We start from the raw sequence: 15019 nt of genomic DNA, 5'->3' as shown, positions 1-15019 counted from the left end.
AAGCGGGCCGTCCCGTGTCCGACCCTCACGCGTCCCCGCCCGGGTTCTGGTCCGCCAGCAGGCGGGCGTAGGGACCGGTGCCGAGCAGTAGCGTGGGGCCGCCCTCAAGCGGCTCGGCCTTGGGGCTGACCAGCGGCAGCCCTCTGGCGTCGAGTTCTGCGGACAGTGCCCGGTGGAAGACGCTCCCCTGGGCCAGTAGCCGTCCGCTGTACGACACCTGACGTTCCGCTTCGCTGAGGCGAAGTCGGTTGATCGCCGTCTCCGCCGTGTCAGCGAGATCGGTTGCGGCCGCGGCGCAGATGCGGCTCGCCACCGGGTCGGCCTGGGCGGCCGCGTCGAGAACATCGAGAGCGAAGGCCGCCGTGCGGGGGATCATGGCGGGGTCCCGGTAGTACCGCTGGAGCGCCGCCAGGTCGACGCCCCCGAGCGCCGCGACGAGGCGGTCGGCCAGCGTGGTTTCCGGCCCGACCCGGTCGTACGAAGCCGTCGCGGCGCGCATCCCGGCCAGCCCGATGGCGAACGCGCTGCCGCGGTCGCCGAGATGTGGACCCCACCCGTCGAGGCGGGCATAGTTGCCGTCTGCGGCCACCGCGAGAACTGTTGTCCCGGTTCCGACGCACAGGACCACGCCGGCGCCGTCGAGGGCGCCGGCATGGGCGAGGACGCTGTCCTCCACGACCGCGGCGGGACCGCCGAGGAGCCTCGTGATGGCGCGGGCGAGGCGTCGACGCTCGGCGTGGTCACCCGGTGCGCCGGTCAGACCGGCGAGCACACCTGCCACCTGTGTGGGCAGCGAGATGGTGTCCGCAGCGCCGCGGATGGCGTCCAGGATCCGGGCGACGCCGTCCTCGCCTGGCTGGTAGACGAAGCCGGGCCCGATCCCGAGCTGGCGACCGCCTGGAGTGCTCAGCAGCATCCTGAGCTGTGATTTCCCGCCGTCGATGGTGATGGTAGCTGTCATCGTGACATCCCAGCGGTCAGGCCGGCGACGATCTGCTTGGTCGCCAGTGCGAACACCACCGCCAGCGGGACCAGGGCGATCACGAGCCCGGCGAACAGGGTGCCTCGGTCGGCGGCGAACTCACCGAAGAACCGGGTCAGCCCGACGGGGATGGTGTATTTGTCGCCGCTGCGCATCAGGACCAGCGGATAGAAGAAGTCGTTCCAGGTCGGCGCGAACTGGAAGACCGTGACCACCGCGAGTGCCGGACGCATCAGTGGCAGCACGATCGAGACGAACAGGCGTCCCTCGTGTGCTCCGTCGATCCTCGCGGCCTCCTCCAGTTCCCCGGGCAACCCCCGCATGAACCCCATGATCACGAAGACGGAGAACGGAATGCCGCCCGCCGCGTACAGCAGCACCAGCCCGATCCGGCTGTCGATCAGGCCCATCGACTGGAACATGTAGAACACCGGCAGCAGGCCGAGCTTCGCGGGAATCATCAGACCCGACAGGAAGAACGCTGCCAGCAGAGCGCGTCCCCGGAATCTCCACCTGGCCAGGGCGTAGGCGGCCAGCGCCGACACGCTGACACACAGCACCACCGAGGCGCCCGTCACCGCCAGAGAGTTGATCAGGTACGTCGAGATCGACGCGGTCTCCCAGGCGCGGACGTAGTTGCTCACGTCGAACGAACTGGGCAGCCCGACCGGTGCGCGAAGGATCTCCGCGTTGGACCGGAACGAACCCATCAGCACCAGCAGCAGCGGGCCGAACGCGATGCCGGCGTACGACCACAGAATGACCTGGATACCGATGCCGCGGGTGAGCGGACGCCGGCGGGTACCGTCCGGGCGCGCTGACCTGCTGGTGGTTCCCGGCGTCGTACGAGGGGTGGTCATCAGGGCCTTCATCTACGTCACCTCCCGACGGCGCAGCGCCCGCTCCAGGACGACGGATATCCCGAAGATGAACACGAAGATGAGCATGGCCAACGCCGAGGACTCTCCGATCGCGTTGCTGCCGCCCTGGAAGGCGGTCCGGTAGTAGAGCAGGCCCAGCACGTCCATGGCGCCTCCGGGGCCACCGTCGGATCCGCCCAGCGCGTAGACGAGGTCGAAGATGTTGAAGCACCCGATGAACGTCAGAACGGTGATCACCCCGACGGCCGGTATCAGGAGTGGGAACCTGACCTTCCAGAAGGTCCGGGCGGCTGACGCGCCGTCGATGGCGGCCGCCTCCTCCAACTCGCGTGGGACACCGGCCAGGGCGGCGCCGAAGATGAGCATGGGCCCGCCGATCCACTGCCAGGCGTTGACCAGGATCAGCACCGGCAGCGCGGTGTCCGGCTCACCGAGCCACGGGCGTGCCCATGAGTCCAGGCCGACGCCTCTGAGCACGTAATTGATCGGGCCGAAGGTGGGGCTCAGCAGGAGCGACCAGATGTAGCCGACGATCAGCGGGCTGATCAGGTAGGGAAGCGAGAAGAGCGTCTGGAACAGCCGCTTTCCCCACGGGTTCCGATGCAGGAGTACGGCCAGGCCCAGCCCGATGGTGTTCTGGATCGCCATGGTGCCGACGAAGAAGAGCACGTTGTGCCCCAGCGCGGCGGTGATCTCCTCGCTCAACGGGTAGCGGGTGAAGACCTCCCGGTAGTTGCCGATCCCGACGAAGTTCGCCTGGCGGGTGCCCTCCCAGCGGAACAGGCCGTAGTAGAAGGCCGTGACCAGAGGTACCACGACGAAGAGGCCGTAGAGAGCGAACGCCGGTAGGCAGAATGCCGCGATCCACCCCAGTGAGGTCCGTCCTGCCTGGCGGCGTCGCCGCCGGGCAGGACGGACATTCAGTTCTTGGGCCGGAACCACTGATCGACTCCTCGCTGGACGTGTCCGGCCGCATCAGCGGCGTCACGTCGCCCGAGCAGATAGTCGGAGAAGGCCGCCGAGGCGAGATCCCAGGCCGTGGGTGACCCACCGGAGAAGTACGCGTAGGTGACGTACGGGCTCGGGTTCTCCTGGTACGCCCGCAAAGCCTGGGCCAGGAGCTCGTCCTGGGGCTGGACCTTGGGGACCGCGGAGATCTGACGCAACTCGTGGGAGTACGCCCGGCCGAACTCCTCCGACGCCATCCACCGCACCAGGTCCAGCGCGGCCTTCTGCTTGGGGGACTTCGCCGAGACTCCGAAGGAACCGTCGACGTAGCCGGGAACGAGCGTCTTGTCGACCGCCGCGCCAGGCGCGGGCGGCACGTTGAAGATGCCCATCTTCAGGTCGGGGTTGGCCTTCTCGAACACGCCGAGTTCCCAGATCCCGCCCGGGAACATCGCGGCGCGGCCGGAGGTGAAGAGCGCCTGCGCGTCGGCGTAGCTGACCCCGGACGACTGCGGTGGCCAGTACTTGTTGGTGCCCTTCCAGGTCTCGAGCGACTTCACCCAGGGGCCGTCGGTGAACTTCGCCCCGCCGGTGATCATCTTGTTCAGGTAGTCGGTGCCGCCGTAGGTCGTGGCCCCGAAGATCTCGTGCTGGATCGGCAGCATCCAGGTGTCGGTGACCGTGCTCGCCAGCGGGATGACGTCGGAGCCCTTGAGCTTGTCGAACGCCGCGATCATGTCCGCCCAGGTGGTGGGGGCCTTGATGCCGTGATCGGCGAAGAGCTTCGCGTTGTAGATCACGTGCAGGGTCTGGAGTGCGAACGGCACCCCGTAGACCTTTCCGTCGCTTTCGCCCCGGGCACCGTCGAGGACCGGCTTCGGGAAGCCTTCCAACTCCTTGATCTGACCATCGAGGGGCACCAGACCGCTGGCGGCGACCAGCGGCTGAAGAAGGCCGTAGGAACGGAGTTGTGCCACGTCCGGGCCGTTGGCGTCGGTGAGCCCTGTCTTGAGGATCGTGTCGTACTCGGTGTTCTTGTAGGGGACGTACTCCACGGTGACACCGGGGTTGGCGCCCTCATAGATCTTGAAGATCTTGTTGTACGCCGCGACATCCTCCTGCCGCCATCCCCAGACCTTCAGGTTGACGGCGTCACCGCCGCCGCCGTCGTCACCGCTGCCTGGCGCGCATGCGGCGAGCGTGACGGTGAGCATCGCAGCTGCTCCCAACACGCCGTACTTCCTGGGCATCCAGAACTCCGATCGTTGTAATCGCCACCCCACCCAACCGGCGGAGAGCCCGACTGTAATACTGGTATAGACCGCTGGTCAACGGGTAGGCCGACGTCACCGAGAAGCGCGGCCCCGCCCCGTACGATGACGTCGATCGAGCAGGAAGGAGACAAACTCGTGCCGAGGACCCGACATGAGCCGAGCGACGGAGCGCTTGAGTCGTTGCTGGCGGAGCAGAACCGTGGCAAGGGCAGGCACATCACCGACGTGCTCACCGCCCTGGTCCTGAGCTCACGAGATGGCGCCCTGCTCCCCTCCGAGCGGGTGCTCGCCGAGCGGTTCGGAGTTGCCCGGATGACCGTCCGGGGCTCCATCGACGCGCTGGAGACGAAGGGGATGGTCCGGCGGGTCCCTGGACGCGGCACCTTTGTGCAGCATCCGACCCTGACCCACTCGGAGATATTCCGCTCGTTCAGCGAGGACATGCGAATGCGCGGTATGACGCCGGGCGCCAAGAGCTACCGCGCCCGCACCCGCCCGGCCACCCGCACCGTCGCCACCAGCCTCGACATCGCTCCGGGCGAGCCGACCCACTACATCGAGCGGATCCGCACCGCCGACGGGATCCCGATGGCACTGGAGCGGACCAACCTCCCCACCGCGCGTTTCCCCACCCTGCTCGACGTGTTGGGGCGCGACGACTCGCTCTACGACATCCTGGGTCGCGCCTTCGGTGTGCGACTCGAATCGGCACGGCAGACCGTGACCATCGCGCGGCTGACCGCCACCGAGGCGAAGCGACTCGAGGTCGCCGAGGACGAACCGGCGTTCCTGATAGAGCGCATCTCCGTCGACAACATGGGCAAGGTCGTGGAGTTCGGGCGGTCGCTCTATCGCGGGGATCGGTACGCCATCCGGATGCGCGTCAGCCCACCGCCGCAGGGCGGCTGACGCGCATCCGGAGGGTCTGGCTACCCGATTCCGGCGAAGTAGTGCTCCTGGATCTCGGTCGCCGTCAGCGCGCGGTCATAGATCGCCGCCTCGTCGAGGTCACCCTGCAGCCGCTGGGACGTGTCGTCCCCGCGGCCACCGAGCTTGATGCTCGCCGTGCCGCTGCCCGGGGCCACCGTCGTCGCGACGCTGCTGTCCGCGATGCCGTCGAGGTACACGGTCAGCCGCGATCCGTCGAACACGGCGACCGCATGGTGCCACTTGTTCGGCGTCAGCGGGGTACGGCCGGACACGACGCCGTGGCCCTTCCCCGGAGCGCCGAGCGACCACGCCTGCAGGACACCGTTGCTCGCCCTCAACGCGAACCCGTTGACGGCCGGCCCGGTGTAGCTCTCGATGATCGCCTGCCCCGGCGCCGGAACGATGGTGTCGAGCTTGACCCACGCTTCCACCGTGAACGGTCCGGCCAGGTTGGTGCGCGGGGCGCGCGGCACTTCGATGTAGCCGTTCGAGAGGTCGGCCGCGCCGTCGCCGGCAAGCACGCCCTCCGCACCCGGCTCACTGCTCTGGTAGGTTCCGTTCTGCCCACCGGTGGAGCTGTCGACGGCGGTCCTGGAACCGGCCGCGTCGCCCAGCCTCCAGTAACCGGACGGGTTGGCCCTGGTCACGAAGTCCGGGTAGGTGCCCTCCCCCACGATGATCGTCAGTGGCAGGTTCACCGGCGCGACGCCGTCCTTGTGGAACGTCACCGTCACCTGGTGCCGGCCCGGGGCAGTGCCGGAGGGGACGGTAACGGCGACCGGCACGCTCGTGACGATGGTCCGACCGTCCGGTCGCGCCTGGAGAACCTGAGTCGCCGGGGTGACGGTCCAGCCGTCCGGGCCACTGGCGGCGACACTTCCCTTCACCCGGCCCTCGTCGAACGCCTCGAGAGCGACCTGGAACCGCTTGGTCGCCCCGGGTGCGATGAGCGCGCCCGACGGTTCGACCGAGACTCGGCCACGGAGCACGTCGGAGTAGTGCGGGACGATCTCGTAGACGCGCGGCGCGACGCTACCGGGAGTCCACTGGATCCGTACCGCGCTGGCCGCCAGGTCCTCGGCCCGCACCTTGGTGAATCCGTCAGCGAGCTGCCCGAGGTCCACCCAGGTGCCGTCGACGAGCGCCTGGATCATGCCGTCCGCGGGAGCGGTCGCGTCCTGTACCACGGTCACCGCCGACAGCCTGTGGGGCTTGGTGATCGGGACCGTGATCGCGTCACCGGCCTGCGGCACGCCGGCGGCGACGTAGACCGTGTCGTCGCGCCGGTCGGTCAGACTGCCCAACGAGGAACCCGATGCGGCAGCCGGTGCGCCGATGGCCGCCCCAAGGTCCCCGTACCAGCGGTCACCGATGTAGGCGTCGTTCTGGGACGCCGCGAAGCTCAGGAGTTCGTCGACCGGACCGGGGCTGATCTGGTGCCAGGTGCGGTCGAGGATGAGGCGGGCGCTCGACTGGTCCCGTCGGGCCACCCAGGCGGCTTCGCTGGCGCCCTTGTCCTGGGCCTTGAGAATACGCAGGGCTGCCCGACCTGCCTGGCCGGTAACGCCGACTCGGTCCAGCCAGGGTGCGATCTGCTTGAGCAGAACCGGGTTGTCGAGCTTTGCCCGTAGCGCGGCGGGGAGTTCCTCGAGGCGCCGCAGCTCACGGTCGACCCGGGCGAGCTGGGCGGTCACGGGTCGGCCGGCCCGGTAGTCGGCGATGAGCCGGGTGATGAGCGCCGCGAACTCCGGCCGGGTGGTGGCGTCCAGGACGCTGGCCCGGTTGTTCTCGGCGAAGAGCCGCAGCTCCTCGTACGCGTCACCGCCGAGAATCTGCAGGGTGTGTGTCCAGGAACGTTCCGCGTCGTAGGCCACCGGGTTCCAGGCGTAGTCGGCCTGGGTGCCGAGGGCGATCTGCGAGGCGTCCTGGAAACCGACAAGCTCGTTGAACGAGATGCCGATCGTCTTGTCCGCCATGCCGGCGTCGCGGTTCGTCAGCGGGCCCAGCAGCAGCCGGTTGGTGCTGTAGTCGTTGACCGGGTAGTTGTCCCAGAGCATGATCCGGTGCCGTGACCACACGGCCTGGGCAGCCTGGAGGTCCGCCTCGGTGATACTCGGCGAGACCACTGCCGGCCCCGTCCAGTAGAGGTCGACCTCGGTGCTCAGCAACTCGTCGAAGCGGTCCGTGTACGGGGTCTTCGTCATGCCCCAGTACTCCGTCGGCACGGCCACCATGCGGCTGGCGCCGGGGTGCTTCTCGATGAACTCCTTCTGCATGAAGTTGGTGACCTCGGCCTGGGCCACCGCGAGCGGTGACCGGTCGCCACGGTAGGCGTCCCGGTCCTCCTGGCAGGCGAAGTTGCCCGACACGTCGTCCCAGGCGATGACGTAGCTCCGGACGCCGATCTCCCACATCTGCTCGAAGCGTGCCAGCAGCTTGGCCCGATCGGCTTCGCGCACGTGGCAGATCCCCTTACTGGGGGCCATCGGCGCCTCCGGCGAGATCCGGTACACGAAGTCGACATGACGCGACTTCGACAGGTCGACGATCTCCTTCATCAGGGCCAGTTCCGCCGGCTCGTACAACGAGCCCCAGTTCGAGCCGGTGCGCAGGTCGTCCGCCGGTCCGTAGAAGTACTGGTTCATCTTGTGCCGCGCCAGGAACTCGATCTGCGAGCGCCGGTCCTCCTGCGACCAGACCGGCCCGTAGAAGGACTCCATACCGCCACGGACCTGGTACCCCGGCCAGTCGCGGACCTGCACGCCGCCGACGGTCACCCGGGATCCCTTAGATACGAGCAGTTGGCGAAGCGACTGGACCGCGTAGAAGGTGCCGGTGCCGTCCACACCGGAGAGGACGATCCGCGACCGGCCACGCTCGTCGTGACCAGCCGCCAACACGTACCCCTGACCGGGCAGCGACTCCGGACCCGCGACGTTGAGGGCGCGTAGCGCATCGGTGCTCGCCGGCGTCTCGCGCGGCCCGCCCAGGATGATCATCGGTGCGCGTGCCGCCAGGTCGCTGTTGCGCACGATCCGGGCGGTGATGCCGTGCGCGGAGAGCAGCTCCACGAGCGCTGTCTGCGCCGCCGGGTCGGCGGCCTCGCCCGCGACAACATCGATGTTGTCGGGCAACGCCACGGATCCCGGGCGCGAGTCGATCTGCTGCGGCACCGGAAGGATTCGAGCCGCCTGGCTGGGAGCCCGTCGCTCGGCGCCGGCGGGCAGGGGGGCCAGCACGCCCACGGAGAGCGTGACCGATGCGGCGAGTGCGACAGCGCGGCGACAACCGCGAGATGAGCGTAGAAGGAACACGCGACCTCCACTTTGTTAGTTCAGGGTCGGTAGCTGTTGCCGGTGCGTGCCGGCTCGGAGCGCAATGGTGTAGCAGGCAGGGGGCTGACCGGCACAAGATCCGCCGGCCCGTCCGGTCAACAGGGGAGCCGATCGGCCGTCGGGGCCGGATCCCGCGTCGTGCCTGAGGATTGGTCTATGCCAGTAACGAGAATCCATGCTGCTCCTGGTTACGTCAAGACCCCACCAACCAAGTCGAGGCTGCCGAGGCAAGCTTCGGCCCCGGTGGGCGTACCGCTCACACCCGATTTCCGCTGATCACAAGCGTCATGTAGAGCTAACAGCCGGGTTGTTCATACTGGTCTAGCCCTGATCCCGTCTGTCCGTCCCCGGCCGAACCCGTCACACCCCGCACGACGGGCGCCGGCGAACGCGCTCAGCGCCGGTGACCGGGAAGAGGTCGCGACGGGCCCGGAAGGAACGTCCCGCACAGCGACAGCTCCTGCGGCGTACCGTCGTCGGGATCGGGTGGGGCGATCCGATACGCGGTGGGCTTGTAGCGAGATCTGTTGACGCCAGCCCTACCGTTCACTGGCAACGATCAGTTGCCGACTTCGACCTCGGCCGGCCGTAGTCTCACCTGCCAGTTGTGAGCGGCATGGCTGACGACGACCGCATCGAAGCAGATGCCGACAGCCGGAAGCTCGCTGCCACGCGGGACTGTGGTTATCTCCACCAGGCCCAGCGCATCCGGCTGACCGTCGATCTCGACGAAGACACCGAACGGCCTGGCCGCGAGCACCCGTGCCCGGACTCGTCTGCCCACAGGCAGTACCGACATGGTCTCCGGCCACGATCGCTCTGCTCGTTCAGCTCTACGGTCGAGCAATCTCCAGACCTCGTGGCTCATGGTCGCTCATCCATCTTGAAAGGCCTCCGATCCTTCTCGCCCTCGCCCTCGCCCTCGCCCTCGCCCTCGCCCTCGCCCTCGCCGTGGACCCGGACACCACGAGACCACACCCGGACTCAGCTACGAGGGCAAAATTATCGGACGGCGATGTCGAGAACCGGTGGCTTGCTCCGTCCCTGGGGTGAACGTGACCACAATGGGTCACACCAGCACCGAGGAGAAACACGATGGCCAAGTATCTGCTGCTCAAGCACTACCGCGGCGCTCCGGCTCCGGTCAACGACGTGCCCATGGATCGGTGGACGCCGGAGGAGATCTCGGCGCACATGCAGTACATGAACGACTTCGCGGCCCGGCTCGAGGGGACCGGCGAGTTCATCGACGGTCAGGCGCTCGCCCCCGAGGGGACGTTCGTCCGGTACGACGGTGAGGGGCGCCCGCCGGTCACCGACGGCCCGTTCGCCGAGACCAAGGACCTCATCGCGGGCTGGATGGTGATCGACGTCGACAGCTACGAACGGGCCGTCGAGTTGGCCGGGGAACTGTCGGCCGCCCCCGGGGCGGGCGGGAAGCCGATCCACGAGTGGCTCGAGCTGCGCCCGTTCCTGACCGCGCCGCCCAGCATCAGGGAGTGAGCTCTCCCCTGGACGAGGCCCTGCTCCGGAGCCTCCCACCGAGCGTGCTCGGGATCCTCGTCCGCCGCGGAGCCGACTTCGCGGCGGCCGAGGACGCCGTGCAGGATGCGCTGGTCGAGGCGGTCCGCGTCTGGCCGACCGACCCGCCCCGGGACCCGAAGGGCTGGCTGGTCACCGTGGCCTGGCGCCGGTTCCTCGACGCGACCCGGGCGGACGCCTCCCGCCGCCGGCGCGAGGACCTCGTCGACGAGGAGCCGCCGCCCGGGTCCGCGCCCTCGGTGGACGACACGCTCCAGCTCTACTTCCTGTGCGCCCACCCGTCGCTGACGCCGTCGTCCGCGGTCGCGCTCACGCTGCGCGCCGTCGGCGGGCTGACCACCCGCCAGATCGCCCGGGCCTACCTGGTGCCCGAGGCGACCATGGCGCAGCGGATCAGCCGGGCCAAACGCACCGTCTCCGGCGTACGGTTCGACCAACCCGGCGACGTCGCCACCGTGCTGCGCGTCCTCTACCTGGTCTTCAACGAGGGCTACTCCGGCGACATCGACCTCGCCGCCGAGGCCATCCGGCTCACCCGGCAGCTCGCGACCGCGATCGACCACCCCGAGGTGGCGGGGCTCCTCGCCCTCATGCTGCTGCACCACGCCCGGCGGGTCACCCGGACCGCGCCCGACGGCAGCCTGGTGCCGCTCGCCGCGCAGGACCGCGGCCGATGGGACACCACGTCGATCGCCGAGGGGGTCGAGATCCTGCAGGCGGCCCTCGCCCGCGACCGGCTGGGCGAGTTCCAGGCCCAGGCCGCCATCGCGGCACTGCACGCCGACGCGTCCACCGCCGGGGAGACCGATTGGGTGCAGATCGTCGAGTGGTACGACGAGCTCGCGCGCCTGACCGACAGCCCGATCGTCCGGCTCAACCGCGCGGTGGCTGTCGGCGAGGCCGACGGACCGCGTGCCGGGCTGGCGGCACTCGCGGCGCTCGACGCCGCACTACCCCGCCACGCGGCGGTGGCGGCGTACCTCCACGAACGCGACGCCGACCCGGCGACGGCGGCACGGCTGTACGCCGAGGCGGCTCAGAAGGCCCCCAACCTCGCCGAACGCGACCACCTGACACGCCAGGCCGCCCGCCTCAACGCCCACGCGGAGGTCCCGAGGTTCGAACTGGGCAGCTCGCTGCGCTACTTCACCCGGCACCTGGGCTGATACGCCTGTCGTCCGGCACGCGCTGAGCGGGTTCCAGGCCCGGTCAGCGCGTTTCAGCGCACCAGGCGTCGTGGCGGCGTGGTGATCAGGTTTGCGTTTGCCGCCGGCTCGTACGGCTGGTTCCTGGCGGACCTCGCCGTCGGCCCCCATTCACGAACATGCCGTACTGTCGGACGCGCTGACTGCTGATCGGCACCACGTGATGGCGCAGAGTGCACGCGTCGGCTTTGGTGGCGGTGCGGGGTGGCCCGGCCGACGGCTACGGCCTGGGAGATGTGATCGCAGAAGTGGTAGGGCATGAGCGTGGGGTCGCCGACCTGGTACGACGTGCCCTGCCTTCCCTGCCGCAGGAACTACAGTTGTTGGGAAGCCTCGTACACCAGCTGCCGTACCCATCGTTGGCGGAGGTGGGCGGCGGATGGAAGCCCTGATCGCCAGCGGCGAAGCCGTCGACCGGCACCGGGAGTTGGTCGGCTTCAACCGCGACGCCCACCTACCGGACCTGGCCGAGAGGGTGGTTCGGTAGCTTTCGTCCATTGTGGGTTTGGCGCGGCATGTGAATGTGAGCCGTGGTCGTAACCGGTGGGGTCCCGGCCGCGTTGGGCTGATCATGGGTGAGCGTGCGGCGTATCCGAGTGACCTGACCGATGAGCAGTGGGCTGTGGTCGGTCCGTTCCTGCAGGCGTGGAAGGACCGGCATCCGTCGGTGTCGGGACATCAGGGCCGTTACGAGCTGCGGGAGATCGTGAACGCGATCTTCTACCAGAACCGGACCGGTTGTCAGTGGGCGTACTTGCCACACGACCTGCCGCCGAAGTCGGCCACCTACTACTACTTCGCATCGTGGCGTGATGACGGCACCGACCAGGTGATTCATGATCTGTTGCGCTGTCAGGCGCGGGAGAGGGCCGGGCGGGCGGAGGACCCGACCGCGGTGGTGTTAGACACCCAGTCGATCCGGGCGACCAATCATGTCCCGGCCGCGACGACCGGCAGGGACGCCGCGAAGAAGGTGCCAGGCCGTAAGCGGGGCCTCGCCGGTCGACGCCCTGGGGTTGATCATCGCGGTGGTGGTCACCGCGGCGTCTGTCACCGACAACGCGATCGGCGTGCGGCTGCTGGACAACGTGGTGGCGCACACCCCGACGGTGACCAAGGCGTGGGTCGACGCCGGGTTCAAAGATGAGGTGCAGATCCACGGCGCCGTGAACGGTATCGACGTTGAGTAGGTCCTTCGGTCCGACACCACGGCGGGGTTCGTGCCGGTGAAGCGCCGGTGGGTGGTGGAGCAGACCAACGGCACGTTGATGCTGCACCGCCGTCTGGTCCGCGAGTACGAGAGCCGACCCGCCTCAGCAGTGTCACGCACCTGGTGGGCCTCGACGGCGAACCTCATCCGCCGGCTGACCGGCACCACCACCGCGTCCTGGCGCGACCCGGGCCACCAACGGTGACGCAGCCGTCGCTGCTGACCCTGCTCACCGAACGCGAAACCGCCGCCGGCCTCGCCGTCGAGCGGCTCCGCGCCCAGATCGCCTCCCTCGCCGATCAGCTCGCCGCAGCCGAGACCGAGGTGGCCGAACTCGCCATCACCCGCAAGACGCTCCTGAGCCTGGGCGGACATCTCGACGCGACCACACCTGCCGACCCGACGGTCGCGAGCCCCGCCTACCAGCAGATCCTCGCCGCGTTCCACAGCGCCACCACACCGATGCGCGCCAAGGACATCTGCCGCGCCCTCGGCACCGGTATCACCCCGAAGGACACCGAAGGGCTCCGAGCCAAGCTCAAACGCCTCGTCGCCCGCCAGATCCTCACCGAACCCGAGGCCGGCCTGTTCACTCTCGCCTCGCCGACGCCGTCCGCGTAACCCCCCGCCAACAGGGCCTCTAACGAGCTACAAGCCCACATTGGACATAGGCTCCCGAACCACCCTCTGAATCGGTGCACGACCACGCCATCTCATTGGACAGGGCGGGCCTGCGGGATGAAGCCCTGGAGGCCAGCGCCGAAGCCGTCAACCTGTACCGGGAGTTGATCGGCCTCAACCGCAACGCTCAGCTACCGGGCCTGGCTGCCTCGGTGCACAACCACACCATGCGGTTGGCGGAGGCGGGCCGGCGGGTGGAAGCCCTGGAGACCAGCGGCGAAGCCGTCAACCTGCGCCGGGAGTTAATCGGCCTCAACCGCAACCTGCACCTACCGGACCTGGCGGGGTCGCTGTGGAGCATGGGATGGGTCACGGTTCTGTTTGAGGCCTGGGAGCATGCGCCACGTGCGATCGAGGCGGTCACCGAGGCGGTACACATCTACAGCGAACTCTCCGCCACTGAGCCTGATGCCTTCGTTTCGCTGCGCGACTCCGCCGCGAAGACCCTCGACGAACTCAACGAGAAGTAGAACCACACGCGGCGGCTGCGGCTGGAGCGTGGCCACCGCCGATACCGCCCACCCTGCACGCCACAGGCAGGGCCCGGCAACCCGGGGCTTGGCCCCTGATCCTGGACACGGGGCTTATGCGGCCGGGGCCAGCGTAGCTGGCGCTGGCCGGGTGCTCTTCTAGTAGGTGATCGGTGGCTGCTGTCCGAGCCGGGAGTGGCGTCGGACGGTGTTGTAGCGGTGCAGCCAGCGGAACGTGGTCAGCCGTGCTTCGCGTTCGTCGGTGAAGGCGCGCCGGCCTTGTAGGGTCTCGCGTTTGAGGGTGGCGTTGAACGACTCCCGCAGCGGCGTTGTCGGCGGAGCTGCCGACCGCGCTCATCGACTGCCGCACCCCTGCCGCCGTGCAGGCCTCGGCGAAGGCCCGAGAGGTGTATTGAGCTCCGTGGTCGGTGTGCATGATCGCCCCGTGCAGGGTGCCTCGCATTTGCTGCGCGGCGTGGAGGGCGTCGATGACCAGGTCGGTGCGCATGTGATCGGCGACCGCCCAGCCCGCGAGGCGCCGGGAGTACAGGTCCAGGACCGTGGCCAGGTAGAGGAACCCGCGCTCCCCGACCGGTAGGTAGGTGATGTCACCGACGTAACGCTGGTTCGGCCCGGGGGCGGTGAAGTCCCGGCCGATCAGGTCCGAGGCCTTCGCCGCGGCCGGGTCCGGCACTGTCGTACGAGTGCGCCTGCGTAGTCGTAGCCCGTGCACGCCGAAGCGGCGCATCACCCGGGCGACCCGCTTACGGTTGACCGCCAAGCCGGCATCGCGGAGTTCGGCGGTGATCCGAGGCGCTCCGTAGGTGCCGTCATGCGCGGTTTGCACCGCCCGGATCCGACCGACGAGAGCCGCATCCGCAGCCTCCCGCGCGGCCCGCGTTTCGGCGGCCGCGCGCCAGTAGTAGAAGCTCGAGCGGGACACCCCGATGATCTGACACCACCGCTTCACGCCGTAGCGCTGCTGATGGTCGGCAACGAACTGGAAGCGGTTCACCAGCGCGTCTCCCCGGCGAAATACCGGGCCGCCTTCCGCAGAATGTCCCGCTCCTCCTCCAACTCCCGGACCCGCCGCCGCAACGCGGCGTTCTCGTCCTCCACCGAGCCAGCCGCCGGCGACCCCGCCGGCCCGGCCACCGGACCCCGACGCTGATCATCAGCACGGACCCGACTACGCAACGTCTCCCGATTGACCCCAAGATCGTCAGCGATCTGCGCGATCGTCGCCCCCGGCCGAGACCGGTACAACGCGACCGCGGTCGACACTCAACCCTCGGCTACCTCAGCCCTGCGGCTTTCGAGGCCACCAGCTCACCACCGCTACCGATCGACCAAGCCGCCTAACTAAGATCAACACAACGGCCCTGTCCGTCGAAACGGGTCAAGCCCAGTCGGTGGCCGGCGGGCACACCCGAGGGTGCGCGCAACCCCGACCGGCCACCTCGCCCCACTCCGGCCACCTGCGACCCCATAGACTCGCATCTATCAGAGCCAGGCGTAGCGCCGATCCTACAGTCGCGAGCCCTGCGCACCTCGCCTCGAC

At 68.8% G+C, this 15019-nt stretch carries 11 protein-coding genes and 2 pseudogenes; 6 read left to right on the top strand and 7 right to left on the bottom strand.

The annotated features are described in order from the left end of the window. Positions 1 to 25: 25 nt before the first annotated feature. The 4 genes from SNR22_RS02995 to SNR22_RS02980 form a co-directional block, all read right to left on the bottom strand. Positions 26 to 961, bottom strand: coding sequence for an N-acetylglucosamine kinase (locus SNR22_RS02995; RefSeq protein WP_320064853.1), 936 nt, complete (start codon positions 959 to 961; stop codon positions 26 to 28). Further along, complete coding sequence (locus SNR22_RS02990; RefSeq protein ID WP_320064852.1) at positions 958 to 1854, bottom strand: carbohydrate ABC transporter permease; 897 nt, start codon at positions 1852 to 1854, stop codon at positions 958 to 960. The genes SNR22_RS02995 and SNR22_RS02990 overlap by 4 nt, the downstream gene beginning before the upstream one ends. After that, complete coding sequence (locus SNR22_RS02985) at positions 1855 to 2679, bottom strand: sugar ABC transporter permease (protein WP_320064851.1); 825 nt, start codon at positions 2677 to 2679, stop codon at positions 1855 to 1857. It lies immediately after the preceding gene. 104 nt (positions 2680 to 2783) lie between these two features. After that, on the bottom strand, positions 2784 to 4043 hold the full coding sequence (locus SNR22_RS02980; RefSeq protein WP_320064850.1) for an ABC transporter substrate-binding protein: 1260 nt from the start codon (positions 4041 to 4043) through the stop codon (positions 2784 to 2786). A 177-nt stretch (positions 4044 to 4220) separates the two neighbouring features. Between SNR22_RS02980 and SNR22_RS02975 the strand changes: the two genes are divergently transcribed. Further along, on the top strand, positions 4221 to 4994 hold the full coding sequence (locus SNR22_RS02975; protein ID WP_320064849.1) for a GntR family transcriptional regulator: 774 nt from the start codon (positions 4221 to 4223) through the stop codon (positions 4992 to 4994). 20 nt (positions 4995 to 5014) lie between these two features. Here SNR22_RS02975 and SNR22_RS02970 read toward each other — a convergent pair whose 3' ends face one another. Next, on the bottom strand, positions 5015 to 8188 hold the full coding sequence (locus SNR22_RS02970; protein ID WP_320064848.1) for a beta-N-acetylglucosaminidase domain-containing protein: 3174 nt from the start codon (positions 8186 to 8188) through the stop codon (positions 5015 to 5017). Positions 8189 to 8909: 721 nt separating this feature from the next. Next, positions 8910 to 9218 (bottom strand): hypothetical protein, encoded by a 309-nt coding sequence (locus SNR22_RS02965; protein ID WP_320064847.1) that lies wholly within the window; start codon positions 9216 to 9218, stop codon positions 8910 to 8912. Between the two features lie 227 nt (positions 9219 to 9445). Between SNR22_RS02965 and SNR22_RS02960 the strand changes: the two genes are divergently transcribed. From SNR22_RS02960 to SNR22_RS02940, 5 genes and pseudogenes are all read left to right on the top strand, one after another. Next, complete coding sequence (locus tag SNR22_RS02960; protein WP_320064846.1) at positions 9446 to 9853, top strand: YciI family protein; 408 nt, start codon at positions 9446 to 9448, stop codon at positions 9851 to 9853. Between the two features lie 8 nt (positions 9854 to 9861). Beyond that, entirely contained in the window at positions 9862 to 11058 is a 1197-nt protein-coding gene (locus SNR22_RS02955; protein WP_320064951.1) for an RNA polymerase sigma factor, read from the top strand. 610 nt (positions 11059 to 11668) lie between these two features. Continuing rightward, positions 11669 to 12512, top strand: a pseudogene (locus SNR22_RS02950) (IS5 family transposase). Continuing rightward, on the top strand, positions 12509 to 12928 hold the full coding sequence (locus tag SNR22_RS02945) for a hypothetical protein (RefSeq protein WP_320064845.1): 420 nt from the start codon (positions 12509 to 12511) through the stop codon (positions 12926 to 12928). Before SNR22_RS02950 ends, SNR22_RS02945 begins: the two are co-directional and overlap by 4 nt. Before the next feature lie 74 nt (positions 12929 to 13002). Further along, positions 13003 to 13458, top strand: coding sequence for a hypothetical protein (locus SNR22_RS02940; RefSeq protein WP_320064844.1), 456 nt, complete (start codon positions 13003 to 13005; stop codon positions 13456 to 13458). A 159-nt stretch (positions 13459 to 13617) separates the two neighbouring features. Here SNR22_RS02940 and SNR22_RS02935 read toward each other — a convergent pair. Further along, positions 13618 to 14742: pseudogene (locus SNR22_RS02935) on the bottom strand (IS3 family transposase). Between the last annotated feature and the right edge of the window lie 277 nt (positions 14743 to 15019).

It is taken from the genome of Micromonospora sp. RTGN7, from assembly GCF_033804645.1.
GTDB lineage: Bacteria > Actinomycetota > Actinomycetes > Mycobacteriales > Micromonosporaceae > Micromonospora.
Note: the sequence above shows the minus strand (reverse complement) of the source record. Positions and strands in the feature narration are given on the sequence as shown.

Bases quoted from the DNA above. Each gene is read 5' to 3' on its own strand.
- SNR22_RS02990 (WP_320064852.1), bottom strand. From the start codon at position 1,854: ATGAAGGCCCTGATGACCACCCCTCGTACGACGCCGGGAACCACCAGC.
- SNR22_RS02960 (WP_320064846.1), top strand. From the start codon at position 9,446: ATGGCCAAGTATCTGCTGCTCAAGCACTACCGCGGCGCTCCGGCTCCG.
- SNR22_RS02995 (WP_320064853.1), bottom strand. From the start codon at position 961: ATGACAGCTACCATCACCATCGACGGCGGGAAATCACAGCTCAGGATG.
- SNR22_RS02965 (WP_320064847.1), bottom strand. From the start codon at position 9,218: ATGAGCCACGAGGTCTGGAGATTGCTCGACCGTAGAGCTGAACGAGCA.